24 protein-coding genes are annotated in these 26,979 nt (G+C 71.3%); 11 read left to right on the top strand and 13 right to left on the bottom strand.

Features of this window, described 5'->3' with window-relative positions:
- Positions 1 to 95 precede the first annotated feature (95 nt).
- The 5 genes from F6X51_RS05065 to F6X51_RS05045 all read left to right on the top strand — a co-directional run bounded on the left by F6X51_RS05065 (position 96) and on the right by F6X51_RS05045 (position 8,645).
- A complete protein-coding gene (locus tag F6X51_RS05065) occupies positions 96 to 1,109 on the top strand; it encodes an ArsR/SmtB family transcription factor (RefSeq protein ID WP_150962131.1) in 1,014 nt (337 codons plus the stop codon).
- Positions 1,110 to 1,188: 79 nt separating this feature from the next.
- Positions 1,189 to 2,109: a methylenetetrahydrofolate reductase [NAD(P)H] gene (gene metF / locus F6X51_RS05060; RefSeq protein WP_150962130.1), complete on the top strand. Its 921-nt coding sequence runs from the start codon at positions 1,189 to 1,191 to the stop codon at positions 2,107 to 2,109.
- Between the two features lie 209 nt (positions 2,110 to 2,318).
- Complete coding sequence (metH, locus tag F6X51_RS05055) at positions 2,319 to 6,071, top strand: methionine synthase (RefSeq protein WP_150962129.1); 3,753 nt, start codon at positions 2,319 to 2,321, stop codon at positions 6,069 to 6,071.
- A gap of 313 nt (positions 6,072 to 6,384) precedes the next feature.
- Positions 6,385 to 8,097, top strand: coding sequence for a methyl-accepting chemotaxis protein (locus F6X51_RS05050; protein WP_150962128.1), 1,713 nt, complete (start codon positions 6,385 to 6,387; stop codon positions 8,095 to 8,097).
- 95 nt (positions 8,098 to 8,192) lie between these two features.
- Positions 8,193 to 8,645: a hypothetical protein gene (locus F6X51_RS05045; RefSeq protein ID WP_150962127.1), complete on the top strand. Its 453-nt coding sequence runs from the start codon at positions 8,193 to 8,195 to the stop codon at positions 8,643 to 8,645.
- A 6-nt stretch (positions 8,646 to 8,651) separates the two neighbouring features.
- Here the strand turns inward: F6X51_RS05045 and F6X51_RS05040 are convergent, their stop codons facing one another.
- Positions 8,652 to 8,873 carry a hypothetical protein gene (locus tag F6X51_RS05040; protein WP_150962126.1) on the bottom strand — a complete coding sequence of 74 codons (222 nt, stop codon included), beginning with the start codon at positions 8,871 to 8,873 and terminating at the stop codon, positions 8,652 to 8,654.
- 251 nt (positions 8,874 to 9,124) lie between these two features.
- Here F6X51_RS05040 and fae point away from each other — a divergent pair, with 251 nt between their 5' ends.
- The gene (gene fae, locus F6X51_RS05035; protein ID WP_150962125.1) at positions 9,125 to 9,664 is read left to right on the top strand and encodes a formaldehyde-activating enzyme; all 540 of its coding nucleotides are present in this window, start codon (positions 9,125 to 9,127) and stop codon (positions 9,662 to 9,664) included.
- A gap of 62 nt (positions 9,665 to 9,726) precedes the next feature.
- Here fae and F6X51_RS05030 read toward each other — a convergent pair whose 3' ends face one another.
- The 4 genes from F6X51_RS05030 to F6X51_RS05015 all read right to left on the bottom strand — a co-directional run bounded on the left by F6X51_RS05030 (position 9,727) and on the right by F6X51_RS05015 (position 15,878).
- The gene (locus tag F6X51_RS05030; protein ID WP_150962124.1) at positions 9,727 to 10,170 is read right to left on the bottom strand and encodes a hypothetical protein; all 444 of its coding nucleotides are present in this window, start codon (positions 10,168 to 10,170) and stop codon (positions 9,727 to 9,729) included.
- A gap of 80 nt (positions 10,171 to 10,250) precedes the next feature.
- Positions 10,251 to 13,607: an error-prone DNA polymerase gene (locus F6X51_RS05025; RefSeq protein WP_246696625.1), complete on the bottom strand. Its 3,357-nt coding sequence runs from the start codon at positions 13,605 to 13,607 to the stop codon at positions 10,251 to 10,253.
- Positions 13,604 to 15,175, bottom strand: coding sequence for a Y-family DNA polymerase (locus F6X51_RS05020; RefSeq protein ID WP_246696624.1), 1,572 nt, complete (start codon positions 15,173 to 15,175; stop codon positions 13,604 to 13,606). The genes F6X51_RS05025 and F6X51_RS05020 overlap by 4 nt, the downstream gene beginning before the upstream one ends.
- Complete coding sequence (locus tag F6X51_RS05015) at positions 15,102 to 15,878, bottom strand: ImuA family protein (RefSeq protein ID WP_150962123.1); 777 nt, start codon at positions 15,876 to 15,878, stop codon at positions 15,102 to 15,104. The genes F6X51_RS05020 and F6X51_RS05015 overlap by 74 nt, the downstream gene beginning before the upstream one ends.
- 287 nt (positions 15,879 to 16,165) lie before the next feature.
- Between F6X51_RS05015 and F6X51_RS05010 the strand changes: the two genes are divergently transcribed.
- Entirely contained in the window at positions 16,166 to 17,095 is a 930-nt protein-coding gene (locus F6X51_RS05010) for a collagen-like domain-containing protein (protein WP_191970012.1), read from the top strand.
- On the opposite strand, the gene F6X51_RS05005 is transcribed toward F6X51_RS05010, so the two are convergent.
- The gene (locus tag F6X51_RS05005) at positions 17,090 to 18,316 is read right to left on the bottom strand and encodes a TIGR03862 family flavoprotein (protein WP_150962122.1); all 1,227 of its coding nucleotides are present in this window, start codon (positions 18,314 to 18,316) and stop codon (positions 17,090 to 17,092) included. The two genes, F6X51_RS05010 and F6X51_RS05005, sit on opposite strands and share 6 nt — an antisense overlap.
- A 190-nt stretch (positions 18,317 to 18,506) precedes the next feature.
- On the opposite strand from F6X51_RS05005, the gene F6X51_RS05000 reads away from it, so the two are divergent.
- A complete protein-coding gene (locus F6X51_RS05000; RefSeq protein ID WP_150962121.1) occupies positions 18,507 to 19,538 on the top strand; it encodes a TerC family protein in 1,032 nt (343 codons plus the stop codon).
- An 8-nt stretch (positions 19,539 to 19,546) separates the two neighbouring features.
- On the opposite strand, the gene F6X51_RS04995 is transcribed toward F6X51_RS05000, so the two are convergent.
- The 4 genes from F6X51_RS04995 to F6X51_RS04980 all read right to left on the bottom strand — a co-directional run bounded on the left by F6X51_RS04995 (position 19,547) and on the right by F6X51_RS04980 (position 21,752).
- On the bottom strand, positions 19,547 to 19,789 hold the full coding sequence (locus F6X51_RS04995; protein ID WP_150962120.1) for a hypothetical protein: 243 nt from the start codon (positions 19,787 to 19,789) through the stop codon (positions 19,547 to 19,549).
- Between the two features lie 15 nt (positions 19,790 to 19,804).
- Positions 19,805 to 20,557 (bottom strand): peptidoglycan recognition protein family protein, encoded by a 753-nt coding sequence (locus F6X51_RS04990; protein ID WP_150962119.1) that lies wholly within the window; start codon positions 20,555 to 20,557, stop codon positions 19,805 to 19,807.
- On the bottom strand, positions 20,554 to 21,279 hold the full coding sequence (locus F6X51_RS04985) for a TerB family tellurite resistance protein (RefSeq protein ID WP_150962118.1): 726 nt from the start codon (positions 21,277 to 21,279) through the stop codon (positions 20,554 to 20,556). The genes F6X51_RS04990 and F6X51_RS04985 overlap by 4 nt, the downstream gene beginning before the upstream one ends.
- Positions 21,280 to 21,482: 203 nt before the next feature.
- Entirely contained in the window at positions 21,483 to 21,752 is a 270-nt protein-coding gene (locus F6X51_RS04980) for a hypothetical protein (protein ID WP_150962117.1), read from the bottom strand.
- A 239-nt stretch (positions 21,753 to 21,991) separates the two neighbouring features.
- Between F6X51_RS04980 and F6X51_RS04975 the strand changes: the two genes are divergently transcribed.
- Together F6X51_RS04975 and dusA are read left to right on the top strand one after the other, a co-directional pair.
- Positions 21,992 to 22,693: an urease accessory protein UreE gene (locus F6X51_RS04975; RefSeq protein WP_150962116.1), complete on the top strand. Its 702-nt coding sequence runs from the start codon at positions 21,992 to 21,994 to the stop codon at positions 22,691 to 22,693.
- Between the two features lie 60 nt (positions 22,694 to 22,753).
- Complete coding sequence (dusA, locus tag F6X51_RS04970) at positions 22,754 to 23,755, top strand: tRNA dihydrouridine(20/20a) synthase DusA (RefSeq protein ID WP_150962115.1); 1,002 nt, start codon at positions 22,754 to 22,756, stop codon at positions 23,753 to 23,755.
- 228 nt (positions 23,756 to 23,983) lie between these two features.
- Here dusA and F6X51_RS04965 read toward each other — a convergent pair whose 3' ends face one another.
- From F6X51_RS04965 to cobS, 3 genes are read right to left on the bottom strand one after another with little or no spacing between them, the layout of a single operon-like run.
- Positions 23,984 to 24,676, bottom strand: a complete 693-nt coding sequence (locus F6X51_RS04965; protein WP_150962114.1) for a retropepsin-like aspartic protease family protein — start codon at positions 24,674 to 24,676, stop codon at positions 23,984 to 23,986.
- Complete coding sequence (locus F6X51_RS04960) at positions 24,673 to 24,891, bottom strand: DUF1289 domain-containing protein (protein WP_150962113.1); 219 nt, start codon at positions 24,889 to 24,891, stop codon at positions 24,673 to 24,675. The genes F6X51_RS04965 and F6X51_RS04960 overlap by 4 nt, the downstream gene beginning before the upstream one ends.
- A 58-nt stretch (positions 24,892 to 24,949) precedes the next feature.
- On the bottom strand, positions 24,950 to 25,783 hold the full coding sequence (gene cobS / locus F6X51_RS04955) for an adenosylcobinamide-GDP ribazoletransferase (RefSeq protein WP_150962112.1): 834 nt from the start codon (positions 25,781 to 25,783) through the stop codon (positions 24,950 to 24,952).
- A gap of 134 nt (positions 25,784 to 25,917) precedes the next feature.
- On the opposite strand from cobS, the gene cobT reads away from it, so the two are divergent.
- Positions 25,918 to 26,940, top strand: a complete 1,023-nt coding sequence (gene cobT, locus F6X51_RS04950) for a nicotinate-nucleotide--dimethylbenzimidazole phosphoribosyltransferase (RefSeq protein ID WP_150962111.1) — start codon at positions 25,918 to 25,920, stop codon at positions 26,938 to 26,940.
- The last annotated feature ends 39 nt before the right edge of the window (positions 26,941 to 26,979 follow it).

The raw sequence follows: 26,979 nt of genomic DNA, 5'->3' as shown, positions 1-26,979 counted from the left end.
TGCGAGTCGAGAGACGGCCGCAATCGTCCTGCCCTGCCGGCCCGATGCGGCGAAACCGCTTGCCAACCTCGCGCGCCTCACATAAAGATATCTTTATGTCTAGCGAGCGCACCATAGCGACCCACGAGGTCCCCTTCGCGGAGGCGCTGGGCGTGCTCCGCGCGGCGGCCGAGGAGTCGCGCCTGCGCATCCTGGCGCTGCTTGCCGAGGGCGAGCTCTCGGTCTCGGACCTCACCGACATCCTCGGCCAGTCGCAGCCCCGCATCTCGCGTCACCTGAAGCTCCTCGTCGAAGCGGGCCTGATCGAGCGCCATCGAGAAGGCGCCTGGGCGTTCTTCCGTCTGCGCGAAGGCCGGGCCGGCCTCGTCGATCCGCTGATCGCGGGTCTCGACCGGCAGATGCCGCCGCTGTCGGAGGATCGCGCCCGTCTCGAGGCGGTGCGGGGCCAGCGCGCCGAGGCGGCGCAGAGCTTCTTCGCCCGCCTCGCGCCGAAATGGGATCACCTGCGCTCACTTCATGTGCCCGAGACCGCCGTCGAGGCCGCGGTGCTCGATGTCGTCGGCCCGCGCCCGATCCAGAGCCTGATCGATCTCGGCACCGGAACCGGCCGGATGCTCGGTCTCCTGGCGCCTCGGGCTGCGCGTGCGACCGGGCTCGATTCGAACCACGCCATGCTGTCGGTCGCCCGCGCCAACCTGGAGCGGGTGGGCCTGTCTCGGGTCGATCTGCGCCAGGGCGACATCCACGCTCCGCCCTTCGGCCGCGGCAGCTTCGATCTCGTGGTGGTGCACCAGGTGCTGCATTACCTCGACGACCCGGCCCGCGCGCTTCGCGAGGCGAGCCGCCTCGTCGCTCCGGGGGGACGCCTGCTCGTTGTGGATTTCGCCCCCCACGAACTCGAATTCCTGCGGGAGACCCAGGCGCATCGGCGCCTCGGCTTCGCCGCCGACCAGATCTCCGGCTGGCTCGCCGATGCGGGGCTCGGCGCGGTCGAGACCCGCGACCTCGCCCCGATGGCACAGGCCGAGCACCAGCTCACCGTCACCCTCTGGCTCGCGGCGGAGCGCCGGGAGATCATCGAAGCGGAGTCGGAGCGCGCCGTCGCCTGAGCCCTCTGGGCACCATCGTCCCGACGTGTCGCGCCGGGACCCGCCAGACCGTCTGAACCGAAGACATAGAGGACGTCCCATGCCCGCATCCACCTACCGCGCCAGCCGCGAGGGCTGCCGCCCGATCCGGGTCTCATTCGAGTTCTTCCCCCCGAAGACCGAGGAGATGGAGAAGACGCTCTGGTCGTCGATCGAGCGCCTCGCGCCCCTCCACCCGAGCTTCGTCTCGGTGACCTACGGGGCCGGCGGCTCGACCCGCGAGCGCACCCACAACACCGTCGCCCGCATGGTGCGCGAGACGAACCTCAAGCCCGCCGCCCACCTGACCTGCGTGAACGCCACCAAGGACGAGGTGGACGAGGTGGTGCGCGCCTATTGGGAGGCGGGCGTCCGTCACATCGTGGCGCTCCGCGGCGATCCCGCCGAGGGCGTCGGCAACGCCTATGCGCCGCACCCGGGCGGGTATCAGCAGACCTGCGATCTCGTCGCCGGCATCAAGCGCATCGGCGATTTTCAGGTCTCGGTCTCGGGCTATCCCGAGAAGCATCCGGAGGCGACGTCCCTCGACGCCGACATCGATGCCCTGAAGGCCAAGGTCGATGCGGGCGCGGATCGCGCCATCACGCAGTTCTTCTTCGAGAACGACGTCTACCTGCGCTACGTTGACCGGGTGCGCGCGCGCGGCATCGACATCCCGGTCGTGCCCGGTATCCTGCCGGTTCAGAACTTCAAGCAGGCTTCGAACTTCGCCCGCCGCACCGGCGCCTCGGTGCCCGAGTGGCTGGCCCACCGCTTCGAGGGCCTCGACGACGACGTCGACACCCGTCGCCTGATCGCGGGCGCCGTGGCGGCCGAGCAGGTGCTCGACCTCGTGGACCGGGGCATCCACGATTTCCACTTCTACTCGATGAACCGGGCCGACCTCGTCTACGCGATCTGCCACCTCCTCGGGCTGCGCGCCGAGAAGCCTGCGGTGGCGGCCGAGCGGGTGGCGGCCTAAGCCACCGGGAGATCCGATCGCGGGCATCCCGCCCGCCGATCCGGACGTCCAACCGCGGTCCGGGGCCGCGATGCGGTGCCCAAGATCCAAGAACCGCCGACGCCGATCGACACCGTGCGCCGGCAGCCGGCAACGACCTTTCCGGACCCTCTGCGGTTCCGGGCCCCGGGCGCCGCTTCCACCGCGCCGGGACGATTGTGAGAGACCTGATGACCGACTTTCCCACCGTCGACGGCACCGAGATCGAGAAGGCTCTGCGTGAGCGCGCGCAGGAGAAGATCCTCGTGCTCGACGGAGCCATGGGCACGGTGATCCAGCGGCTCGGCTACACCGAGGCCGATTTCCGGGGCGAACGGTTCAAGGACCATGGCCACGATCAGAGGGGCAACAACGACCTCCTGATCCTGACGCAACCCGACGCCATCCGGCAGATCCATCTCGACTACTTCCTGGCCGGCGCCGACGTCTGCGAGACCAACACCTTCTCGGGCACCACGATCGCCCAGGCCGATTACGGCATGGAATCGATCATCCACGAACTGAACGCGCAGGGCGCGCACCTCGCCCGCGAGGCCGCAGCACTCGCCGAGAAGCAGGACGGCCGCCGCCGCTTCGTCGCGGGCGCCATCGGGCCGACGAACCGCACCCTCTCGATCTCCCCCGACGTGAACAACCCGGGCTACCGGGCCGTCACCTTCGATCAGGTCAAGACGGCCTATGCGGCGCAGGTCCGCGGCCTGATCGATGGCGGCGCCGAGCTGATCCTGATCGAGACGATCTTCGACACCCTGAACGCCAAGGCGGCGATCGCGGCGACCTGGCAGGTCTTCGAGGAGACCGGGATCCGCCTGCCGATCCAGATCTCCGGCACGATCACGGATCTGTCCGGCCGGACGCTGTCGGGCCAGACCCCGGAGGCCTTTTGGAATGCGCTGCGCCACTGCGCGCCCCTGACCTTCGGGCTGAACTGCGCCCTGGGTGCCAAGGAGATGCGCGGCCATATCAGCGAGCTGTCGCGCGTCTGCGACACCCTCGTCTGCGCCTATCCGAATGCCGGCTTGCCGAACGAGTTCGGCCTCTACGACGAGTCGCCCGAGGCCATGGGCAAGCTCGTCGGCGAGTTCGCCGCGAGCGGCCTCGTCAACATGGTCGGCGGCTGCTGCGGCACCACGCCGGACCATATCCGGGCGATCGCCGAGGCGGTGGCCGGCAAGGCGCCGCGCAAGATCCCCGAGATCCCGCGCCTGATGCGCCTGTCCGGCCTCGAGCCCTTCACGCTGACGAAGGAGATCCCCTTCGTGAACGTGGGCGAGCGCACGAACGTCACCGGCTCGGCCAAGTTCCGCAAGCTGATCAAGAACGGCGACTACGCCGCCGCCCTCGATGTCGCCCGCGATCAGGTGGCGGCGGGCGCGCAGATCATCGACGTCAACATGGACGAGGGCCTGCTCGACAGCCAGCAGGCCATGGTCGACTTCCTGAACCTCGTGGCCGCCGAGCCCGACATCGCGCGCGTGCCCGTCATGGTCGATTCCTCGAAGTTCGAGGTGATCGAGGCCGGTCTGAAATGCCTGCAGGGCAAGGCGGTGGTGAACTCGATCTCCATGAAGGAGGGGATCGAGAAGTTCATCCACGACGCCAAGGTGTGCCGCTCCTACGGCGCGGCCGTGGTGGTGATGGCCTTCGACGAGCAGGGGCAGGCCGACAGCCTCGAGCGCAAGGTCGAGATCTGCACCCGCGCCTACAAGATCCTGACCGAGGATGTCGGCTTCCCGCCGGAGGACATCATCTTCGACCCGAACATCTTCGCGGTCGCCACCGGCATCGAGGAGCACAACCCCTACGGCGTCGCCTTCGTCGAGGCGACCCGGCAGATCCGCCGGACCCTGCCGCACGCCCACATCTCGGGCGGCGTCTCGAACCTCTCCTTCGCCTTCCGGGGCAACGAGCCCGTGCGCGAGGCGATGCACGCGGTGTTCCTCTATCACGCCATCCAGGCCGGCATGGACATGGGCATCGTCAATGCGGGCCAACTCGCCGTCTACGACGAGATCCCGGCGGATCTGCGCGACCTCTGCGAGGATGTCGTCCTCAACCGCCGCGACGATGCGACGGAGCGCCTCCTCGAATCCGCCGAGCGCTTCAAGACCGGCGGCGAGGCCAAGGCCCGGGTCACCGATCTCGCCTGGCGCGAGGCGCCGGTCGAGAAGCGGCTGGAGCACGCGCTGGTCAACGGCATCACCGAGTACATCATCGTCGACACCGAGGAGGCCCGCGCCAAGTCCGCGCGCCCGCTCCACGTCATCGAGGGGCCCTTGATGGCCGGCATGAACGTCGTCGGCGACCTGTTCGGCGCCGGCAAGATGTTCCTGCCCCAGGTGGTGAAGTCGGCCCGCGTGATGAAGCAGGCGGTGGCCTATCTCGAGCCCTACATGGAGGCCGAGAAGCTGGCCAATGGCGGCGACGGCAAGCGTCAGGCCGCCGGCAAGGTGCTGATGGCCACCGTCAAGGGCGACGTCCACGACATCGGCAAGAACATCGTCGGCGTCGTGCTGGCCTGCAACAACTACGAGATCATCGATCTCGGGGTGATGGTCTCGGCCGCCAAGATCCTCGACACGGCCAAGCGCGAGAAGGTCGATATCGTCGGTCTCTCCGGCCTGATCACGCCCTCTCTCGACGAGATGGTGCACGTGGCGGGCGAGATGGAGCGCGAGGGCTTCGACGTGCCGCTGCTGATCGGCGGCGCCACCACGAGCCGCGTCCACACCGCCGTGAAGATCCACCCGGCCTACGAGCGGGGGCAGGCCGTCTACGTGACGGATGCGAGCCGCGCGGTCGGCGTGGTCTCGAGCCTGATCTCGAAGGAGACGCGGGGCGAGACGATCGAGAAGGTGCGGGCCGAGTACCGCAAGGTGGCCGATGCGCATGCGCGCTCCGAGGCCGAGAAGCAGCGCCTGCCCCTCGCGAAGGCCCGCGCCAACGCCTTCCGGATCGACTGGACCGGCTACAAGCCGGTGAAGCCGAGCTTCACCGGCACCCGGGTGTTCCGCACCTACGAGGTCGCCGACCTCGTGCCCTATATCGACTGGACGCCCTTCCTGCAGACCTACGAGTTCAAGGGCCGCTACCCGGCGATCTTCGAGGACCCGAACCAGGGTCCGGCCGCCAAGGCCCTGTTCGACGACGCGCAGGAGATGCTGAAGCAGATCGTCGAGGAGCGCTGGTTCAACCCGAAGGCCGTGATCGGCTTCTGGCCGGCCAACAGCGTCGGCGACGATATCGCGCTCTTCACGGGCGAGAGCCGGCAGGAGAAGCTCGCCACCTTCCACGGCCTGCGCCAGCAGCTCTCGAAGCGGGATGGCCGCCCGAACACCTGCATCGCGGATTTCGTGGCGCCGGCCGGGTGCGGCATCGCCGATTACGTCGGCGGCTTCGTGGTCACGGCGGGGCTCGAGGAGGTGCGCATCGCCGAGCGCTTCGAACGCCAGAACGACGATTACCGCTCGATCCTCGTCAAGGCCCTCGCCGACCGCATCGCCGAGGCCCTGGCCGAGCGCATGCACGAGCGGGTGCGGCGCGAGTTCTGGGGCTACGCCGCCGACGAGACCCTCGCGCCCGAGGATCTCGTGCGCGAGGACTATGCCGGCATCCGGCCCGCGCCCGGCTACCCGGCCCAGCCCGACCATACCGAGAAGGTGACGCTGTTCGACCTGCTTCAAGCCGAGCCGCGCATCGGCGTGCGGCTCACGGAATCCTACGCCATGTGGCCGGGATCCTCGGTCTCGGGGCTCTACATCGCCCACCCGCAATCCCACTATTTCGGCGTCGCCAAGGTGGAGCGGGATCAGGTCGAGGACTACGCCGTGCGCAAGGGCATGGACCTCACCGAGGTCGAGCGCTGGCTCGGCCCGATCCTCAACTACGACCCGGCGCGCTACCTCGCCGCCGCGGCCGAGTGATCGCGGGCCGCGCGCCGGCCCCTGCGAGGCGATCCGGACCGGAGTTCCGAGGCGCCGTCACGGCCGCGCCAATGCCTGCGGCCGGGCGGATGCTCAACCTCGGCAGGAGATCTGCGGTGCCGGGAGCTTGGCGCTGCTTCGGCCGGCGATTGTCCTGATCGTTCATACGATTGGCACGAAAAAAATCACGTGGGTCTGCCGCTGAACCGGATTGGACATTTACGCTTGTCTTCCGACGTCCAGTCTCGGGGCGGCGGCCAAAGCTCCATTAAGTGCGCACAATCTACAACATGACTGTCGCGGGGAGATGGTCATGGCGTGGTTCAGAAACACGAGAGGCGCGGGCGGTGACGGCGACGCGCGCCTCAACTCCCTCGACCGCTCCCTGTCCACGGTCGAATTCGCGATGGACGGGACGATCCTCGACGCCAATGCCAACTTCCTCGCCCTCATGGGCTACGAGCTGGACGAGGTTCAGGGCAGGCATCACTCCATCTTCGTCGAGCCGAACACGGCGGAATCCGACGCCTACCGCTTGTTCTGGCAGAATCTGAAGCGCGGAAAGTTCCAATCCGCCGAGCACAAGCGTCTCGGCCGCGGCGGCCGCGAGGTCTGGATCCAGGCGACCTACAACCCGGTTCTGGACCGCAGCGGCCGGCCGACCCGGATCGTGAAGTTCGCCACCGACATCACCGCCGAGAAGCTGAGCAACGCCGATTTCAGGGGGCAGGTCTCCGCGATCAACAAGTCCCAGGCCGTGCTGCACATGTCCCTGGACGGCACGCTGCTGGAGGCGAACGACATGTTCCTGCGGCTGTTCGGCTACGAGCGGCAGAGTGTCATCGGCAAACATCACAGCATGTTCGTCGATCCCGGCATGATCGAGAGCTGGGAGTACGCGTCCTTCTGGCAGAAGCTCCGGGCTGGCGCGTACCAGCAGGGAGAGTTCAAGCGCGCCGGGATCGGAGGGCGCGAGGTCTGGATCCAGGCGACCTACAACCCGATCTTCGACGCCGACGGCCGGCCCTTCAAGGTCGTGAAGTTCGCCACCGACGTGACGGAGGCCAAGCTGAGGGCCGCCGATCACGGCGGTCAGTTCGAGGCGATCAGCCGCTCGCAGGCGGTGATCCAGTTCGATCTGAACGGCGTCGTCCTCGATGCGAACGAGAATTTCTGCGACGCGATGGGCTATCGGATCGGCGAGGTGCGCGGTCAGCACCACCGCATGTTCGTGACGCCGGCCTACGCGGCGAGCCGCGAGTACGAGGAGTTCTGGCAGCGCCTGCGCCGGGGCGAGTTCTTCTCCGCGATCTTCGCGCGCATCGGCCGCAACGGGCGGACGGTCTCGATCCAGGCGACCTACAACCCGATCCTCGACCTGAACGGGAAGCCGTTCAAGATCGTCAAATACGCCACCGACGTCACCGTCAACATGGAGGCGCGCGCCCTCGCCGTCGCGTCCACCGCGCAGACGCTGAGCAACGTGCAATCCGTCGCCGCGGCCGCCGAGGAGATGAGCGCCTCCGTCGCCGAGATCGCCGAGGTGATGGTCCGCTCGAAGGATGCGGTCGACGGAATTCACGGCAAGGCCCATGCCGCCGATCAGGCGCAGAGGCGCCTGCGCGCGGCGGCCCAATCGATGGACGGCGTGGTCCAGGCGATCACGAAGATCGCCGAGCAGATCAACCTCCTCGCTCTCAACGCCACGATCGAGGCGGTGCGGGCCGGCGAGGCCGGCAAGGGCTTCGCGATCGTGGCCAACGAGGTCAAGAACCTCGCGAACCAAGCCACGGTGGCGACGGCCCAGATCCTGACGGAGATCACGGCCATGCAGGCGGTCTCCGACGAGGTCGCCGACACCTTGAGCTCGATCACCCTCGGGGTCGCCTCGGTGCAGGAATTCGTCACCCAGGCCACGGCCTCGATCGAGGAGCAGAGTGCCGTCACCCGCGAGATCTCGGTGAGCATGCAGGCTGCCGCGATCGACGTCCGGAGCATCGGCGAAGGCCTCACCGCCTGGGCATAGGCGCGGGGACGGCCCATCCGGGGACCGGCTCAGGCTTGACCGCAGGCGCCCGGCCGCTTCAATGGCGGTTCGGGACGGCGCGTGGCTCGGTCGGGATGGCGATGACAGGCAAGGGGCTGACGCTCGTAGGCGCTCTCGGCTTCGCGGTGACGGGCTGCACCGGGTTTTCCTACATCTCGAAGACCTATGTCAGCCTGACCCCGCAGGTGGTCACCATCGGCTGCAACGATCCCTACGAGATCTACGATCAGCGCCAGCAGCGCCGGATGCTCGTCGTCTCGAATGCCCTGCGCGAAGTGACGGGCTGCGGCCTCGGCGGGCGCTACGAGGGGCGCGACCCGGCCGAGTCCCGCACCCAGCGCTTCCGCCTCGCGGCCCGGACCTACCTCGACGAGACCGTGCGTGAGGATTGCCGGATCACCGGCGAGACGATCTTCACCGACCTGCAGAGCGAGTTCGTCTACAGCTGCGCCGGCCCGATCGAGGCGCGCGGCGCCAAGGTCCCGCGGCTGCCCGGGCGCGGCGGCGTCGGGGTGGGCCAGCGCTGATCCGGCTCAGTCCGTCCCGCCCGGCGGGTGCGGGAACGTGCGCTCCATCGCGTCGCCCGCAGCGGCGAGCAGGGCGCGGGCGAGGTTGCGCGCCTCGTTCCGGTCGAGATCGAGCAGAGCCGTCAGCGGCCGGCCCTCCAGGTCGTTGAGGCCGAATTCCAGTCGTACCCCGTCCTCGATCGTGGCGACCGACAGGCTCCAATCCCGACTCCGCTGTGATCCGCTCATCGGCGCTGCGCCTTTCTTTTGCATCGGGTCGTCTCCGCGCGATGCCCGCCCTGCATGAACGATCGTGCCGCGAGAGGCCAGACGCCAAGACAGCGGAGGTGGTGACAGCGGAGGTGGTGACAGCGGAGGTGGTGACGACGCAGGCCCGGCTGCGGGAGGTGGACGCCCGGACGTCGTGCGCCCCGGCGATTGACGCTGCGCGCCCCGGTAGTGTTTCTGCGCGCTCGTCACACCACGAAGGGTAACAGGACATGTCCGAGATCTGGTTCCGCACCGGCGAGGCGACCGTGCTCGCCGCCGAAGGTCAGTACACGGACGCGATGCCCGAGGTTCTGATCGGCTCGACCCGCGGTCCCGCCGGCCAGGCCTTCGCGAACATGATGGGGCAGGTCCAGGGCCACACCCGCATGTTCGTGGTGCGCGACCTCAACCAGCTCGTGCGCCCCGCCACCATGATGACCACGAAGGCCACGATCCACACGGCCGAGTACGTGGAACTCCTCGGCGGCGTGGTCCAGGCGGCCACGGGCGATGCCATCGTCGACTGCATCATCGAGGGCATCCTGCCGAAGGACGGCCTCGACGAACTCTGCATGATCATCATGATCTGGCTCGACCCGCGCTGCGCCGAGGACGCCAATCTCGATCGCAAGGACCTCTACCGCACCAATTACGAGGCGACGAAGCTCGCCATCGGCCGGGCGCTCAAGGGCGAGCCGACCGTCGACGAGCTGATCGCCAACCGCAAGACGGTGAAGCACTACGCGCTGGAAGACGTGATCGAGTACTGATCCGGGCGGGACCGGCGCGCATCGGCGGGTGCGCGCGGGTTCCCTGGTCTGCGCGGCGCGCGTCAGCCCGGCGGGATCCGCCCGACCGAGCAGAGGGTGCGGATCGCCCCGGCCGTGTCGGTGTAGCAGCTCGCCGACCAGCCGTTCTGCTGGATGAAGGACTTGCGGCGCTCAGCGAGAGCGGTCTGATAGGCCTTGCCGAGCACGGATTGGACGGTGCCGGCGGATTCGCCGACGAGGAGCTGGGAGGCGACGGAGAGGTCGCGGAAGAACACGGGCGACGGGGTCGGGTCGCCGGAACTCGCCTGCACGATGGGCTCGGCCCGGCAGGTCAGGTCGAGCTTGATGCTGCCCGGGATCCGGATGTCGATGCTCGGTCCCGAGCGCCGCCCGACCTTGCCGCCGGTCGCCCCCGCGATCTGCTGCGCGAGGCCGTCGCAGGCGTCGGCGAGGGCCGCTCCGGGCACGAGGAGCAGAAGGGCGAGGGGGAGGGCGAGTCGCAGCATGGCGGCACTCTACGCGGGTGCCTCCCGTTGTCGAGGAGCGGGAGGGCGGAGGGATGGGCCCCCGGCTCGATCCCCTGCTCTCAATGGAAATCCCGGCTGCGATAGACCCGCCGGTCGATCGGGGCGCCGAAATCCGTGGTCTCGGGGGGCAGCTTCACGCCGCCCTCGCGCAGGGCCCGCAACTCGTCCGTGAGATCGCGGAAGCGCTCGGCGATCACGTGCACCACCTTGTGCACGCCCGAGCCCTCCCGCTGCACCCGGCCCCGCACGGCGAGGAAGCGGGCCGTCATGGCGACGCGGCGGTTCGCCTCGAAGACCTTGCGCCAGACGATGACGTTGGCGATCCCGGTCTCGTCCTCGATCGTCAGGAAGACCACGCCCTTGGCGGTGCCCGGCCGCTGCCGGGTGAGCACGAGGCCCGCCACGGTGACGCGGCTGTTCGGCGCCAATCCCTCGTCGAGATGGTCCCGGGCGGGCATCGCCCCGATCCGGCCCAGACGCTCGCGGAAGAACGCGACGGGGTGGCCCTTCAGCGAGAGGCCGGTGGCCACGTAATCCTCGGCCACGTGCTCGCTGAGGCCCATGGCGGGGAGCGCCACCGCCGGCTCCTGGCGGAACAGGCCGTCATCGGCATGGAAGGCGAAGAGCGGCAGCGGCGTCTCGAGGAGATGCGCGCGCCGATCCGGGCCGGCCTCGGCGGCGGCCTTCGCGGCCTTGCGGGCCGAGGTGCCCTCGAGGGTGCGCACCATCCAGAGGGCGGCGCGCCGGTCGAGGTCGAGGGAGCGGAAGGCGTCGGCCTCCGCCAGGCGCTCCAGGGCGTTGCGGGGCAGGGCGAGGGCCGCCTGCAGGCCCTCGATGCTGGCGAAGCCGTTGCCGCGCACCGCCACGAGGCGCCGCATGGCGCCCTCGGGCAGGCCGCTCACCTGCCGGAGGCCGATCCGAACCGCGAGGCGCCGCGGCACGCCGGCGGGCGGGGGATGGGCGGCCGGCTCCAGGGTGCAATCCCAGTCGCTCGCATTGACATCGGGTCCCCGCACCTCGACGCCGTGGGCGCGGGCGTCCCGCACGAGCTGGGCCGGCTGGTAGAACCCCATCGGCTGGGCATTGAGGATGGCGGCCAGGAACACGTCCGGGTGGCGGCACTTGAGCCAGGCCGAGGCATAGACGAGGAGCGCGAAGCTCGCCGCGTGGCTCTCCGGGAAGCCGTAGGTGGAGAAGCCCCGGATCTGCGCGAAGCAGCGCTCGGCAAACTCCTTCGGGTAGCCCCGCCGCGTCATCCCGCCGACGAACTTCTCCTCGAAGAAGCCGATGGTGCCGACATGCCGGAAGGTCGCCATCGCCCGGCGCAGGCCGTCGGCCTCGGCGGGGGTGAAGCCCGCCGCCGTGATGGCGATCTGCATGGCATGCTCCTGGAACAGCGGCACGCCGAAGGTCCGGTGCAGGACCGCGTATAGCTCGTCGGCCGAACCCTGGTCGGGGTGAGGGGCCGGGAAGACGACCTCCTCGATCCCGGCGCGGCGGCGCAGGTAGGGGTGGACCATGTCCCCCTGGATCGGGCCGGGACGGACGATCGCGACCTGCACCACGAGGTCGTAGAATTCCTTCGGCTTCAGGCGCGGCAGCATCGACATCTGCGCCCGGCTCTCGACCTGGAAGACGCCGACGGAATCGGCCCGGCTCAGCATCGCGTAGACGGCCGCGTCGTCCTGCGGCAGATCGGCGAGGGTCGGGTAATCCAGGCCGTAATCGCGCTCCAGGAAGGCGAGGCCGCGCTTCAAGCAGGTCAGCATGCCGAGCGCCAGCACGTCGACCTTCATCAGGCCGAGGACGTCGATGTCGTCTTTGTCCCACTCGATGAAGGTGCGGTCCGGCATGGCGGCGTTGCCGACCGGGACCGTCTCGTCGAGGCGCCCGCGGGTCAGCACGAAGCCGCCGACATGCTGCGACAGGTGGCGCGGGAAGCCGATCAGCGAGACCGCGAGATCCACCGCCTGCCGGATCGCCGGGTTGGCCGGGTCGAGCCCGGCTTCCGTCACGTGCCTGTCCGGCAGGTCCTTGCCCCAGGAGCCCCAGACCGTCTCGGACAAGGCCGTGGTGACGTCCTCGGTGAGCCCCAGCACCTTGCCGACCTCGCGGATGGCCGAGCGGGGCCGGTAATGGATCACGGTGGAGCAGATCGCGGCCCGCTCGCGGCCATACTTGCCGTAGAGGTACTGGATCACCTCCTCGCGCCGCTCGTGCTCGAAATCGACGTCGATGTCGGGGGGCTCGTCCCGGTTCTCGGAGATGAAGCGGGCGAAGAGCAGGCGGTGCTTGGCGGGGTCGACGGCGGTGATGCCGAGGCAGAAGCAGACGGCGGAGTTCGCCGCCGAGCCGCGCCCCTGGCAGAGGATGCCCTTGTCGCGGGCGAATTCCACGAGGTCGAACAGGGTGAGGAAGTAGCGCGCGTAGTTCATCTTCGCGATGAGGCGAAGCTCCTCGTGGAGCGTCGCCTCGACGCCCTCGGGAACGCCGTCCGGAAAGCGCCAGCGGGCCCGCTCGAAGGTCTTCTCCTCCAGATAGGCCTGCGGCGTCCGGCCCGGCGGCACCGGCTCGTCGGGATACTCGTAGTGAAGCTCGCCGAGGGAGAAGTCGCAGGCTTCGGCGATCTCGAGGGTGCGGTGGAGCGCGTGGGGATGCTCGGCGAAGAGGCGTGCCATCTCGGCAGGGGGCTTCAGGTGACGCTCGGCATTGGCCTCCAGGCGGTAGCCGGCCTCGGCGAGCCGGCAGCCCTCGCGGATGCAGGTCAGCACGTCCTGGAGCGGCCGGCGGTCGGGGTGATGGTAGAGCGCGTCCGAGACCGCCACGAGGGGGGCGCCGAGACGGTCGCCGATCTCCGCCAGCCCACCGAGCCGGCGCCGCTCGTCGCCCCGATGCGCGTGGCTGCCGCCGAGATAGGTCCGGCCGGGGGCCGCCATGGCTAGGGCCTCGAGATGGGCCGCGAAGGATTTCGGCGGCGTGAGCCGGCGTCCCGGCGGCATCGCGATGAAGATCTGGCCCTCGGCCGCCTCCAGCATCTCGGTGAACCCGAAGCGGCACTGCCCCTTCCACGAGCGCCGGTTGCCCGCCGACAGGAGCCGGCACAGGCGCCCGTAGGCGGTCCGGTCCATCGGGTAGGTGACCGCCTCGAACCCCTCCTCGGTGACGAGGCGCACCCCGGGCAGGAAGCGGATGTTCCACGTCTCCGGCCGGCGCGGCCCGTCCGGCTTCCCGGGCTTGACCCGGGCCGCCGCGTAGGCCCGCACAAGTCCCGCGAAGGTGTTGCGGTCGGCGATGCCGATGGCCGAGAGCCCGTAGCCGAGCGCCTGCTCCACATATTCCTGAGGGTGCGAGGCGCCCCGCAGGAATGAGAAGTTGGTCGACACCGCGAGCTCGGCATAGGCCGGCGCTGCGGTCACGCGAAGAGCCCGTGGACGTACCAGGCCGCCGGCTCGCCGGGGGCATGGGCGCCGTCCCGGTAGAGCCAGAGCCGGCGGCCGGCCTCGCACTCGACGACGTAGTAGTCGCGTGCCGGCGCCGGCGCATGCCACCACTCGGCGGCGATGCGCTCCGGGCCCTCCGCATGGGCGACGCGGTGCAGCCGCCGTCGCCAGCGGAAGCGCTCGGGCGGTCCCTCGGGCGCCAGCGCGATGACCTCGGTCGCCTCGCTGCGCTCGAACAGCACGAGGGGGCGCGGGCGCAGGCCGTCCTCCGGTCCCGGCCAGTTCAGGGTCACGCGGGTGACGGGCTCTGGGGATGGCCTCAGCCTGCCGGCCCGGTTCCGCCACGGCGCCAGCATGTCCGCCCGCTCCGGGACATGGCTCGCCCGCGGCTCCAGGCGGATCACCCGCCGGCCGGTGCGCTGGCGCAGGGCGTCCGCGAGCCGGCCGAGGGCCAGGGGCTCCGGGACCGCGACGGCCGAGAGCGCCGCCTGCCGCTCCAGCATCGCCCCGGTGCCCGTCACGTCGAGGCGCACGGTCTCGAAGCCGAAGCCCGCGTCGAGATCGGAGCCGAGCCGTTCGAGGCGCAGGCGCAGCAGGCGCGCCACGTGCTCCGCGCACCGGGTCGGCTCGGCGAAGCCGAGATCGAGGCCGCGCATCACGTCGTCGACCCGGTGCAGGGTGAGGCGCAGGCTGCAGGCGCCGAGGCCGTCGGCCGCGAGGCGCGGCGCGATCTCCCGCATCAACCGGTGCACGCAGGCCACGATGGTGTCCTGCTGGCTGATCGGATCGAGGAAGCCGCGCGTGGCCCCGTAGGCGGTCGCTTCCCCGATCGGGACCAGCGGCTCCGGCCGGTGGCCCTGCGCCTGATCGAGGCGCGTGAGCAGGACCTCGCCGAAGCGGCGTGCCAGCGGGGCGCGGGGCGCCTCGGCGAGCGCCCCGATCCGGCGCAGGCCGAGGCGCTTCAGGGCCGTGACGAGGCCGGCCTCGAGCCGCAGGGCCTCGATGGGAAGCGCCCGCAGGGCATCCGCGCATCCGCCGGGGGGCACGATGCTGCGGCCGGATCCGTGCCGGGCGAGGGCGAAGGCCGCGCCGGCCGTGTCGGCGAGCGCCAGCCGGGCCGGGATGGCGTGGGCCGAGAGCCGCCCGGCGAGATCGGCCATCAGCTCCGCCTCGCCGCCCTGGAGATGGCTCGCGCCCTCCACGTCGAGGAAGAAGCCCTCGCCCCCCTCCGGGCTCCCGAAGGGCGCGACGCAGGGCGTGTAGCGCTGGGCCCAGAGGCAGAGCCGCACCAGGGCCGCCGCATCGGCCTCCGGGTCGGCCGGATGAACCCGGAGCGGCGTGCCGATCCGCGCCCGCACCCGTCCCAGGGGCTCGCCGGACCGCAAGCCCAGCGCCCGGGCGCGCGCGTCGACCGCCGTGAGGCGCAGGCCCCCCGGACCGACGGCCGCGACGGCGAGCGGGGTCCCGTCGTCAGGAACGGCCTGCGCGCGCCGCAGGCGCGTGATCGGCCAGTGCGTCAGGCAAACCGAAACGATGCGCGGCATGATCCCACTCCAAGAGCCACGTGCCCGGCCGCCCGTTTCGGCAGCGTTCGAGATGCACCCGCCAGCGCGGGCGCAGGAGACAGCCGAACCGGTCCCGCGCGCCCTGCGCGCCGCCGATCCGCCAGCGTGTCGCCGCCCCGTTGGGCAGGTCGGCGCGGGCCGGACGCAGGACGAGGAGGAGGGGAGCTGAGGCTTCGGCGACGAGTTGCAGGCGGCGTCCCTGCTTCAAGGGCAGGCCGGCATCGAGGAACCCTGCCACCGCCCGCAGGCCCCGTGTCCGCAGGGCTTCCTCGATGGCAAGGTAGGCCTCGTCGTCGCTGCCCACCTCGAACAGCAGGATGCGGTCTGGATCGAGCCCGAGCCCGGACAATCCGTGGCCGTAGGGGGTCGGGTGTCCCGGCGCGATGACGAGAAGCGCCTCGCCTCCCGCCAGCCCGAGATGCCGGGCGATGAGGGCCAGGGTGAAGCCGAGGGCGGCCGGCTCGTCGCCCTCGGCCTCGGGCGCGACCTCGTGAGGCAGGCCGAGCCCGAGGCCGCCGGCAGGCAGCCGGTCGTCGAGGGCGGGGACGCCGAGGGGCAGGGCCGCGCCGGGATCGCGCCGCGTCCGGTCGGACGCCACGAGTTCCCGAAGGCTCGCGAGGGCCGCGGCGCGGTCCGGTCTCGGGTCGTCCTCATCCGGCTCCGCGTCACGCGACCGCTCCATTCCGACAGGCTCCGATCCGGCGGCCAGGGATGTGGGAAACTAAGAACAAAACAAGAACATACTCAATCGGTTTCCGGCGCCATGATGTTTTCCGTCCCCTGTCAGGGGCTTGGCCTGTGGAGAGGTGTGGACAGCTGTGGATTGCGGCTCGATCGCGATCGCGGCCATGGGTTGGTCCATGCAGCCTGCGAGCCCCGAACCGAGGGTTGACCCCGGCGAGGACCGGGCGGCAATGTCCGCCCCGCCCGCGCGGCCACGGCGCCGGGCCATCCATCGGGGAAATGTTCATGCACCTCGTTCGCGTCGCCACGGCCGTGCTCGGCCTGCTTCCGCTCGCCTGTGCAATCCCGGTCTCGGCGCAGCAGGAGCCGCCGGGCATGCAGGCCCAGCCCCAGGCCTCGCCCGCGCGCCAATCCCGTCCGCGGCCGCGCGGAGCCCAGCCGCGGCCGCGCGGCGTCCCGGCGCCGAGCCAGCCGATCATGGTCTACGACGCCCGCATCGAGGCGGGGGACCTCAGGATCTCCGGCTCCGTGCGCAAGGGCGGCACCGTGGTGGTGATGGACGAGGACATCTCGGTCATGGCCGACAAGCGCGGCCGCTTCCTGTTTCGCCTGCCCCATCGGCCCTCGACCTGCGTCGCCACGCTCAAGGCCGACGAGGACGAGCGCGAGGTCGTGGTGGCGAATTGTGCCCCCGAGGGGCCGGCGGGACCCGCCGGCCCCTCGGGCCCGACCGGACCCCAGGGCGTGGCCGGGCTGCAAGGCCCTCCGGGGCCGCAGGGACAGGCCGGCCTCAAGGGCGAGGCGGGCCCCAAGGGCGAGGCGGGCCCCAAGGGCGAGGCGGGGCTCAAGGGCGAGGCGGGCCCCAAGGGCGAGGCGGGGCTCAAGGGCGAGGCGGGGCTCAAGGGAGAGCCGGGTCCGAAGGGCAGTCCCGGATCGAAGGGCGAGGCGGGCCCGCAGGGACAGGCCGGACCTGCGGGTGCGGCGGGCGCGGTCGGCCTCGCGAGCGATCCGGGCCCGGCCCCGTTCCGCGCTGTCCGCACGGAGAGCTGTCCGGCGAGCGGCTGCGTCCTGTCCTGCGCGGAAGGCGAGGTCTTCGTCTCGGCCTACTGCCTCAAGGAGGGCAGCCCGGTCTTCACGCCGGGGGCAGGGGGCACGGCGAGCGCGGCCTGCCCGAGCGAGGCCACCGGCATGGTGGGGTTCTGCAGCAGGCTATGAGGCCTCCGCCTCCTTGAGCCAGGCGATCATCCCGGCGGCGGCCGCCCGGCCGCTCGCGAAGGCGCCCTGCAGCAGGTAGCCCCCGGTCGGCGCCTCCCAATCCAGCATCTCGCCGGCCAGGAAGGTCCCGGGCCGCTCCCGCAGCATGAAGCGCGCGTCGAGGGCCGCCGCGCGGACGCCGCCGGCCGTCGAGATCGCCCGCTCCATCCCTTGCGTTCCGTGAAGCCTCAGGGGCGCGGACTTGATCAGGGCGGCAAGGTCCGGGGCGGGGGGCGGCAGGGTCAGGCCGGCCGCCTCGCGCAGGAGCCCGGCCGCGACGGGGGACAGGCCCGCGGCCTTGCGCAGGCGCGTCGCCATCGACTCGCCGGGGCGCGGGGCCCCGAGGCGCCGGGCCAGGGCCGCCTCGGACAGATCGGGCCGCAGGTCGAGAACAAGTTGGGCCTCCCCGCTCGCGCGGATCCTCTCGCGCAGGAGCCGCGACAGGGCGTAGACGGCGCCCCCCTCGATCCCGTCCCGGGTGATCACCGCCTCGCCCCGCACCGTGAGGCCGTCCGCGGTGAGGGCGATCCGCTTCACGGGCTCCCCGGCGAAGCGCGACCGGAACACCTCCGACCAGGCGACCGTGAACCCGACATTCGCCGGACGCAGCTCCGAGACCGGCACGCCCTGTCCTTCGAGCAGCGGGACCCAGGCCCCGTCCGAGCCGAGGCGCGGCCAGCTGGCCCCCCCGAGCGCCAGGAGCGTCGCGCGGGGCGCAACCCTCCGGACCCCCTCCGGCGTCTCGAAGGTGAGCCGGCCGGCCTCCGCGCCGACGAGCCGATGGCGGGTGAGAACGCGGACGCCCGCCGCCCCGAGCCGCCCGAGCCAGGCGCGCAGCAGGGGCGAGGCCTTGAAGCTCCTCGGGAACACCCGTCCGCTCGACCCGACGAAGGTCGGCTCCCCGAGATCTTCGCACCAGGCCCGCAGGGCATCGGGCGGGAAGGCCGCGATCGCTTCCGCGAGGCTGCCCGCCGGGTGATAGCGGGCGAGGAAAGCCGGCAGCGGCTCGCTGTGCGTGAGGTTGAGGCCGCCGCGCCCCGCGATCAGGAGCTTGCGCCCGACCGAGGGCATCCGCTCATAGACCGTGACGGATCGTCCGGCCCCGGCCAGCACCTCGGCCGCCGCGAGCCCGGCCGGCCCGCCGCCGACGATCGCGATCCCGTCATCCGCCTGCATCTCCATCCCTGCGGAAGAAGCGAGCGTGGCGCCTGTGTCAAGGCGATGCGACCCATGAGGACGCGCCCTTGATTCGACGCTATCCGGTCCTTAACTCGCGTTGATCGGCTGCGGGCCCCTCTGGCGGGATGCACAGTGATGCTTCCGTGATGTCGGAGCCGATGCTTTCCTTTCGAAAGAAGCATCACGGTCCCGCATGGTTGATTTTCTGTATATCGCGTGGCTTGGCAAGCCGGTCTGGATGTGGCTCGGTTTCCACGCCCTGATCCTCGGACTGCTCGCCTTCGACCTCGGACTGCTCCACCGCGACAAAAATCACGAGATCGGCGTCAAGGAGAGCCTCGGGCTCACCGCCTTCTACCTGACCCTCGGATTGATCTTCGGCGGCTGGGTCTGGTGGTATCTCGGGCCCCAGGCCGGACAGGAATACGTGGCCGGCCTCGTGGTCGAGAAGTCGCTGTCGATGGACAACGTCTTCGTCATCGCGGTCATCCTCTCGGCGCTCGGCATCCCGCTGGCGGCCCAGCACCGGGTGCTGGTCTGGGGCATCCTCGCGGCGATCCTGCTGCGCGGCCTGATGATCGGCCTCGGCGCGGCCCTGGTGCATCAGGCGGCCTGGGTGCTGTCCCTGTTCGCCGCCTTCCTAATCTATGCCGGCCTCAAGATGCTGTTCTCCAAGGAGGAGGATGCGGGCGACATCCAGGACAACACCGCCGTCCGCTGGTTGCGCAAGACCCTGCGCATCACGCCCGAGCTGCATGGCCAGCACTTCATGGTGCGCAAGCCGAGCCCGACGACCGGCAAGCCCGTCCTCTGGCTGACGCCGCTCGCGCTGGCGCTGGTGCTCGTCAACGGCGCCGACGTGATCTTCGCGGTCGACAGCGTGCCGGCGATCTTCGCCATCACCACCGATACCTTCGTGGTCTACACCTCGAACATCTTCGCGATCCTGGGCCTGCGCGCCCTCTATTTCGCCCTCGCCGCCATGGTCGAGCGCTTCGCCTATCTCAAGACGGCGCTCGCCTTCATCCTGATCTTCATCGGCGGCAAGATCGTCGTGGCCGACACCTTCGAACTCGTCGACGTGCCGCCCTGGGTCTCGCTCGCCGTCACGGTCGGGCTGCTCGCCGGCGGGATCGTCTACAGCCTGTGGCGCACCCGCGGGGACGTCACCGTGAGCGCCGCGCCCCGGGTGGAGCGCGAGGCCGAGCTTCGCGGGCGGGCCTGAGCCCGCTCTCAGGGGCGGCGGGTGTAGATGCCCGTGAAGCTCACGTTCATGCCGCCGCAGCCTGTGTTGCTCTCGGCGATCAGGAGCGGCGGCGGCAGGCGCATCCGGATACCGCACGCCGTCCCGTCCGCGTCGTCGGTGGCGGCCACACCCGTCTCGCCGTCCGTGAAGGCGAGGGGGCCGCGCCCCGGGGGCTGGCCTTGCCGGCGAGCGACAGGCCCTCGCCCGCGCGCCTGATCGCGAGGTTGCATGGCGGGTTCGTCTCGTCAGCCCGGAACGGCCGCGATCAGATCGCGCAGCGTCATGATTGTCGAGGCGTCGGCGACGCCGTCCACGCGCGCCTGCCGGAAATGACGCTGGAAGGCGGTCACGACCGCGTGGGTGCGGGCATCGAAGCGCCCCGTCACCGGCAGGTCGTAGCCGTAGAGGCCGAGCATCGCCTGCAGGGCCTCGATCGGCTGACCGGAATCGCCCTGCGCGAAGAAGCGCCCGTCCCGGATCGGTGCCGGGGGGACGTGGTGCCCGAGGCCCGCATGGGCGAGCCGGTCCCAGGGGAAGACCTCCCCCGGATCCTCCTTGCGCTCGGGGGCGATGTCGGAATGCGCCAGAACCCGCTCGGGGGGGATCGCCCAGCGCCGGACGAGGTCGCGGCCGAGGGCGATCACGGAGGCGATCTGCGCCTCCGGATAGGGCGGCAGGCCGCCGACGTGGCCCGGATGGGCGATCTCGATGCCGAGGGAGCGCGAGTTGATGTCCCGCTCGCCCTTCCAGGCGCCCTGTCCCGCGTGCCAGGCGCGGCGGCCTTCCGGCACCATCTGCACCACGCGCCCGTCCTCGAACACGAAGTAATGGGCCGAGACCTCGGCCAGCGGGTTGGCGAGGCGCTGGAGCGCGACGGGCGCGCTCTCCATCCCGGTATAGTGCAGGATGAGCATGTCGGGCGGCGCCCCCCGCCGCTCGCCGTGATTGGGCGAGGGCACGACGCTTCTGGCGACGGGGCTCTCGGGCGTCGCACTCACCGCAGGCCCCGCTCTGACGCGATCCGGTCATAGGCGGCGTTGATCGCCGCGAGCCGGCGCGTCGTGATGGCGACCGCTTCCGGCGGCAACCCGCGGGCGATGGCCCGGTCCGGGTGATTCTCCGCCACGAGCTTGCGGTAGCAGGCCTTCACCTCCGCATCACCCGCCTCCGGCTCCAGGCCGAGCACGAGGTAGGCGTCGTCCGCGAGGCTGACATGGCGGGCGGCGATGCGCCGGAAGGCCACCGCGTCGAAGCCGAAGATCTCGGCCACCGCCCGGAGATAGCGCTCCTCCGCCTCGTGGATGGCACCGTCCGCCTTGGCGACGTGGAACAGGCCGTCGAGCACGTCCTCGAGGAGCGCCGGCTCGTCCTGGAAGGCGGAGGCCATCTGGTGGGCATAGGCTTCGAAGCCGCTGGCGGTCTTCTTGGCGAGGTCGAACAGGCGCACGACGCCGGGCCGCTCGCTCTCTTCGACCTGCACGACCTTGCCGAAGGCCTCGACCTCCGATTGGGTCACCACGCCGTCGGACTTCGCCATCTTGGCGGCGAGCGCGACGAGGCCGGTGGTGAACACCACGTCCCGCGGCGTCGCCCCGAAGAGCGCGCCCTCGCGGTCGACGAGGAAGTGACCGGCCACTCCCCCGGCCAGAGCCCCGAGCGGCCCACCGATCGCCATGCCGAGCCCGACCCCGCCGAGCTTGCCCCAGATTCCGGAGGTCATCGCGGCCCTCGCGGCGGGCGCGGTCTGTCGCAGGGAGGGTGGGGCATCGGTGAGCGCTAAGGGGGCTGTCGGGAGCGTGCGCCCGTCAGAGCGCCCCCCGGGATACGGATGAGAAGAACCGGCTGGATAGCCTCTCCGTTCAGCGCAAAAAAGGGGCCGGAGCGCAAGGCTCCGGCCCCCGATGCCGAAACTCGGTGCCAGGATCAGCGGCAGTAGACGTTGCCGTAGGGGTCGCGGTAGGTGCCGTAGGGGCACTGGGGCGCCGTGGCGGCACCCGCGATGGCGCCGCCGGCGCCGCCGATCGCCGCACCCGCGAGGGCGCCCCCCGCCCGACCCGTCGCGGCACCGCCGATCGCCGCACCCGCGAGGGCGCCGAGGCCGGCGCCGCCGAGCGCGCGGTCCTGGGGCGTGTTGCAGGCGCCGACGGAGAGCGCGAGGGTGGCGGCCAGGGCCGCAGCCATGATCTTCTTCATGAGGTCGAGACTCCCTTGTGCATGATCGAGTCCGGCGTTTCGCCGTGGTGCGGGGCGAGCTTAGCTATTATGGCTGGGGAATGCACGCCGTATGGCCAAGGTTCCCGCCAAGGACCGTGCGCCAAACGAAAAACCTTTCATTCGTGCGTCGCCGGGCCAACATGCCCGTGCGAGGCCCCATCCGCCCGGCCCAGGGCAGGCCGATGACCCGCCCCGGCGGGATGCTAAACGAGGACACCATGCTGCGCGCCACCACGATCGTCCGGAAGCCCGCGGTCCGCCCCGAAGGGATCGTCGACACCGTCACCCTCGACCATGCCGGCCGGGGCCGGGGCCACGCCCCTCTGACCGCCGAGGGCGGCCTCCGCTTCGACCTGGCGTTGCCCAAGGCCGCGACACTCGAGGACGGCGACGCCCTGCGCCTTGAGGACGGCCGCCTGATCGCGGTCCGGGCGGCCGGCGAGGCGCTGCTGGAGGTGCGCGCCGAGAACCCGGCGCGGCTGGTGCGCCTCGCCTGGCAGCTCGGCGGCAACCACGTCCCGGCCGAGATCGGCGCCGACGTGCTCTACGTGCCGGCCTCCCCCGCCACGGCGGAGCTCATCCGCGGCCAGGGCTGCACCGCGACGGCCGTGACCCGCGCCTTCCGCCCCGAGCGGGAGGCCCACGACCACAGCACCTGCGGGCACGATCACGGCCACCACGACCACCCGCACGATCATGACCACGCCCACGCCGATCACGGCCACGCGCATGATCATGCTCATGAAGGTCATGCCCAGGAAGGTCATGCCCATGAAGGTCATGCCCATGAGCAGGCGCACCGCCATGAGCATGCACACAGCCATGAGCATGCACACAGCCACGCGCAGGACCATGCGCAGCAGGACCACGCGCATGGACACGCTCACGTCCACGGCCCCAGCTGCAAGCACGACCACTGAGGGGCAGTCCCGCGCGGCGCCCGCGTTGATGCGCGGCCGCGCGGCCGCTATCTCGGCCCGATGATACCCGCCGACATCCGCTTCTCGGTCGCGCCCATGATGGACTGGACGGACCGGCATTGCCGGGCGCTCCACCGCGTGCTGACGCGCCGCGCCCGCCTCTACACCGAGATGGTGACGACGGGAGCGGTGCTGCATGGGCCCCGCGAGCGCCTGCTCGGCTTCTCGCCGATCGAGCATCCGGTGGCGGTGCAGCTCGGCGGCTCGAACCCGGCCGACCTCGCCGCGGCGGCGCGGATCGCCGAGGGCTACGGCTACGACGAGATCAACCTCAATGTCGGCTGCCCCTCCGACCGGGTGCAGGACGGGCGCTTCGGCGCCTGCCTGATGCGCGAGCCCGCCCTCGTGGGGGAATGCGTCGCGGCCATGAAGGCGGCCGTCTCGGTTCCGGTGACGGTGAAGTGCCGGATCGGCGTCGACGACCAGGATCCGGAAGCCGCCCTCGATGCCCTGGCGGAGGCCGTGGTGCGGGCCGGCGTCGACGGCCTCGTGGTCCATGCCCGCAAGGCTTGGCTCCAGGGCCTGTCCCCGAAGGAGAACCGCGACGTGCCGCCCCTCGATTACGGTCGGGTGGCGCGCCTGAAGCGGGCCCGGCCCGCGCTGCCGATCGCCGTCAATGGCGGGATCGGCACGCTGGCGCAGGCCCGCGCCCGCCTCGACGAGGTCGACGGCGTGATGATGGGGCGTGCCGCCTACAGCGATCCGGCCCGCCTCATCGCGGTCGATCCCGAGCTGTTCGGCGAGCCGGCCCCCGTCGCCGACGCCTTCGAGGCGATCGAGGCCTTCGCCCCCTACCTCGCCGACGCGCTGGCCGGGGGAGCTCGCCTGCACAACCTGACCCGGCACATGCTCGGCCTGTTCAACGGCCGCCCCGGCGCCCGGGCCTATCGGCGCCACCTCGCCACGCACGGCTCGCGCAACGATGCCGGGCTCGCCACGTTGCGCGAAGCGGCAGCCCACGTCTCCCAAGCAGACATCGCGCTCGAAACAACTGCAGCTTGAGCAATTACTGCAAAAACACGTAAATGTATTTGATACGAGCTTCCTCGGCGCCGGCCTGCCGACCGACCGGTCCGCCCTCGTGGCCGAGGCCGGCCTGACCTCAGGGGCCCCCGAACGCGACGCCCGGCGCCGCCGATACGGGCCGGGGTCGGCAACCGCGCCGAGACCCATGCGGTCGAGGGCAACCTCACCGATCGGTTCTGAGCGCGCGGGGGCGCTGGGCCCGGCTCAGCGCGCCTGAAGGATCAGCCGGTCGCCGCGGACCTCGTAGGAGGGCAGGCGGCTCAGGAAGCTCTGACCCAGGAGGTTGTCCGAGAGGGCGCCGGGCCGGCTCACCATGGCGGCCACGCGCCGCTCGGTGATCGGCCCGATCCGGATGCTGTCGAGGAAGATCGGGGCCGCGTAGGTCACGCCGTTCGCGGTCGCGACCCGGGTGGAGAACGCGCTGTCCGCCGGGCGGATGCCGAGCGCCGCCGCGTTCTCGGCGGTGAGCACCACCGCGCTCGCCCCCGTGTCGAAGGTGAAGCTCTGGCTCTGCCCGTTCACGTCCGCCCGCACCGCGAAGGGACCGTCGGCGCGGCGCGTGATGGTGACGGTGCCACCGGGGCCGACCGCGGCGACGCCCGGCCGCAGCTCGCCCATCACGCGGGCGCCGACCGCCTGGAACTGGTCGCGGTAGGCGTAGGCGGCGAGGCAGGCGAACCCCAGCAGCGCCCAGATCAGCAGGTAGCGCAGGTTCTCGCCCATCCGCTCGCGGAACTGGTGCCAGAACCCCGCCGCCACCAGGGCCAGGATGGTGCCGCCCCAGGCGAGCCCGGCGAGCTGGTCGGGCTCGATCAGACCTCCGGTGCGGCTGCTCCCGTCCGTCGCGATCAGCACGACGAGAACCAGCCCGAGAGCGATGAGCCCGAGATACATCATGTGGACGCCGGCACCTGCCCGCGCTTGAGACGGGCACGCGTCAACCGCGCTTCGAGACCCGCCATGATGGCGAGGCGCTGCGGCTCCGACATCGAGCCCCACAGGGCGATCTCGTCGCGGGTGCGCCCGCAGCCCTCGCAGAGGCCGGTGGCCGCGTCGAGGACACAGACCTTGGTGCAGGGACTGGAGGGCTTGGGGCGCGACGGCAGGGTCATGGCGTCCGTCCATGCCCGCAAGGCCGCCCCGCGATCAAGCCCGTCCCGCCGGGCCAGCTCACGCCGGCACCCCGGCGATCAGGCCGAGCAGGGCCGCGATCTCGGCGACCTGCTGACAGCCGCCGATCACGTCGCCGGTCTGGCCGCCGATCTTGGCCCGGGCGATCGCGCTCAGGGCGAGGGACGCCGCGAGGGCGAGGACCGGCATCAGCGCGAGGCCTCCGAGGGGCAATCCGAAGGGGAGGGCGAGGAGCGTCAGGACGAGACCGGTCCCGGCCGCGATCCCCACCGTGGCCGTGCCGGGCCGGCCGACGGCGGCACTCGCGCCACCCGGCCGCGCCGGCCCGAGCAGCACCATCGGGACAAGCGCCGCGACGCGCGACAGGCTCGCCGCGAGGACGAGCGCCGCGGCCGCCGGGACGGCCCCGGTCCGGTCGAGGAGGGTGGCCAGCGCGCCGATGCGCAGGGACAGGGTCAGCACCAGCGCGACGCCGCCGTAGCTGCCGATGCGGCTGTCGCGCATGATCTCGAGGCGCCGCTCGCGGGTCGCGCCGCCGCCGAACCCGTCGGCGAGGTCGGCGAGGCCGTCCTCGTGCAGCGCGCCCGTGACGAGGACCGCGACCGCGACCGCGAGGGTGGCGGCCAGGAAGGGGCCGAGGCCCAGCCCCTTGGCCGCGAGGAGCATCAGGCCGGCCGGCAGGGCCAGGAGCACGCCGGCCACAGGCAGCATCCGGGGCACCGTTCGAAAATCCGGGGTCGCGTGCGGGTCGGCCTCCCCCGGGAGCCGCGGCACGGGCAGCCGGGAGTAGAAGCGGAGGCAGGCGGCGAGATCGTGGGCGAGGCCGATACCGGGGATGTCGCCCTCGCCCGAGCCGCCGGAACCCTCGTGCATCGCGCCTCGCCTTCACCCCTGCCGCCGCCCCCGTTATAGCTCCCGCCCGAGGCGGCCCTCCATCGGGGCGGGGCCGCCCACAGGATTGTTCGCGCGTCGTCCCGCCACCTCACCGACCCTGACCAGAGAGCCCCATGACCCAGGAGAGCCCCTTCGCCGATATCCGCCGCCTGATCGGATCGATGCCCGGACCGGATCGCGCGGCGGCGGAGTTGATCGCCGAACGCGAGTCGAGCCTGACGAAACCTGCCGGCGCCCTCGGACGCCTGGAGCACCTCGTCGCGTGGCTCGGCGCCTGGCAGGGCAAGGGCAGCCCGAGCCTCGACCGCCCCCTCGTCTGCGTCTTCGCGGGGAGCCACGGGGTCACGGCCCGGGGCGTCTCGGCCTTTCCGGACGCGGTGAACCGCCAGATGCTCGACAATTTCGCGGCCGGCGGCGCGGCGATCAACCAGATCTGTGCCGCCTACGGCCTCGGCTTCAAGGTGTTCGACCTCGCCATCGACATGCCCACGGGCGACATCACGATAGGGCCCGCCTTCGACGAGAAGGCCTGCGTCGCCACCATGGCGTTCGGCATGGAGGCGGTGGCGGCCGGCACCGATTGCCTCGCGGTCGGCGAGATGGGCATCGGCAACACCACGATCGCGGCCGCCCTCTACGCGGCCCTGTTCGGGGGCGAGGCCGCCCGCTGGGTCGGGCGTGGCACCGGCCTCGACGAGGCGGGGATCGGCCGCAAGGTGGCGGCCGTCGAGGCGGCGCTCTCCCATCATGCGGGCCATCTCGACGACCCGCTGGAGGTGCTGGCGCGCCTCGGCGGCCGCGAGATCGCCGCGATGGCCGGCGCGATCCTGGCCGCGCGCCTGCAGCGCGTGCCGGTCGTGCTCGACGGCTACGTCGCCACCGCGGCCGCGGCGATCCTGCACGCCCTCGACCCGGGCGCCCTCGACCATTGCCTCGCGGGCCATGTCTCGGCCGAGGGCGCGCACGCGGAGGTGCTGGAGCGCCTCGGGCTGGTGCCGCTGCTCGCCCTCGGCATGCGCCTCGGCGAGGGCTCGGGGGCCGCGATGGCGCTCGGCCTCCTGAAGGGGGCGCTCGCCTGCCACCGCGACATGGCGACCTTCGCGCAGGCTGGCGTCTCCGGGCGTTCCGAGGGCTGAGGGCCTCGATCCTCGGCAATTCTCGGCGCGGTCGCCAGG

The organism is Methylobacterium planeticum, assembly GCF_008806345.1.
GTDB lineage: Bacteria > Pseudomonadota > Alphaproteobacteria > Rhizobiales > Beijerinckiaceae > Methylobacterium > Methylobacterium planeticum.
Note: the sequence above shows the minus strand (reverse complement) of the source record. Positions and strands in the feature narration are given on the sequence as shown.

Bases quoted from the DNA above. Each gene is read 5' to 3' on its own strand.
- F6X51_RS05065 (WP_150962131.1), top strand. From the start codon at position 96: ATGTCTAGCGAGCGCACCATAGCGACCCACGAGGTCCCCTTCGCGGAG.
- metF (WP_150962130.1), top strand. From the start codon at position 1,189: ATGCCCGCATCCACCTACCGCGCCAGCCGCGAGGGCTGCCGCCCGATC.
- metH (WP_150962129.1), top strand. From the start codon at position 2,319: ATGACCGACTTTCCCACCGTCGACGGCACCGAGATCGAGAAGGCTCTG.
- F6X51_RS05050 (WP_150962128.1), top strand. From the start codon at position 6,385: ATGGCGTGGTTCAGAAACACGAGAGGCGCGGGCGGTGACGGCGACGCG.
- F6X51_RS05045 (WP_150962127.1), top strand. From the start codon at position 8,193: ATGGCGATGACAGGCAAGGGGCTGACGCTCGTAGGCGCTCTCGGCTTC.
- F6X51_RS05040 (WP_150962126.1), bottom strand. From the start codon at position 8,873: ATGAGCGGATCACAGCGGAGTCGGGATTGGAGCCTGTCGGTCGCCACG.
- fae (WP_150962125.1), top strand. From the start codon at position 9,125: ATGTCCGAGATCTGGTTCCGCACCGGCGAGGCGACCGTGCTCGCCGCC.
- F6X51_RS05030 (WP_150962124.1), bottom strand. From the start codon at position 10,170: ATGCTGCGACTCGCCCTCCCCCTCGCCCTTCTGCTCCTCGTGCCCGGA.
- F6X51_RS05020 (WP_246696624.1), bottom strand. From the start codon at position 15,175: ATGCCGCGCATCGTTTCGGTTTGCCTGACGCACTGGCCGATCACGCGC.
- F6X51_RS05015 (WP_150962123.1), bottom strand. From the start codon at position 15,878: ATGGAGCGGTCGCGTGACGCGGAGCCGGATGAGGACGACCCGAGACCG.
- F6X51_RS05010 (WP_191970012.1), top strand. From the start codon at position 16,166: ATGCACCTCGTTCGCGTCGCCACGGCCGTGCTCGGCCTGCTTCCGCTC.
- F6X51_RS05005 (WP_150962122.1), bottom strand. From the start codon at position 18,316: ATGGAGATGCAGGCGGATGACGGGATCGCGATCGTCGGCGGCGGGCCG.
- F6X51_RS05000 (WP_150962121.1), top strand. From the start codon at position 18,507: ATGGTTGATTTTCTGTATATCGCGTGGCTTGGCAAGCCGGTCTGGATG.
- F6X51_RS04995 (WP_150962120.1), bottom strand. From the start codon at position 19,789: ATGCAACCTCGCGATCAGGCGCGCGGGCGAGGGCCTGTCGCTCGCCGG.
- F6X51_RS04985 (WP_150962118.1), bottom strand. From the start codon at position 21,279: ATGACCTCCGGAATCTGGGGCAAGCTCGGCGGGGTCGGGCTCGGCATG.
- F6X51_RS04980 (WP_150962117.1), bottom strand. From the start codon at position 21,752: ATGAAGAAGATCATGGCTGCGGCCCTGGCCGCCACCCTCGCGCTCTCC.
- F6X51_RS04975 (WP_150962116.1), top strand. From the start codon at position 21,992: ATGCTGCGCGCCACCACGATCGTCCGGAAGCCCGCGGTCCGCCCCGAA.
- dusA (WP_150962115.1), top strand. From the start codon at position 22,754: ATGATACCCGCCGACATCCGCTTCTCGGTCGCGCCCATGATGGACTGG.
- F6X51_RS04965 (WP_150962114.1), bottom strand. From the start codon at position 24,676: ATGATGTATCTCGGGCTCATCGCTCTCGGGCTGGTTCTCGTCGTGCTG.
- F6X51_RS04960 (WP_150962113.1), bottom strand. From the start codon at position 24,891: ATGACCCTGCCGTCGCGCCCCAAGCCCTCCAGTCCCTGCACCAAGGTC.
- cobS (WP_150962112.1), bottom strand. From the start codon at position 25,783: ATGCACGAGGGTTCCGGCGGCTCGGGCGAGGGCGACATCCCCGGTATC.
- cobT (WP_150962111.1), top strand. From the start codon at position 25,918: ATGACCCAGGAGAGCCCCTTCGCCGATATCCGCCGCCTGATCGGATCG.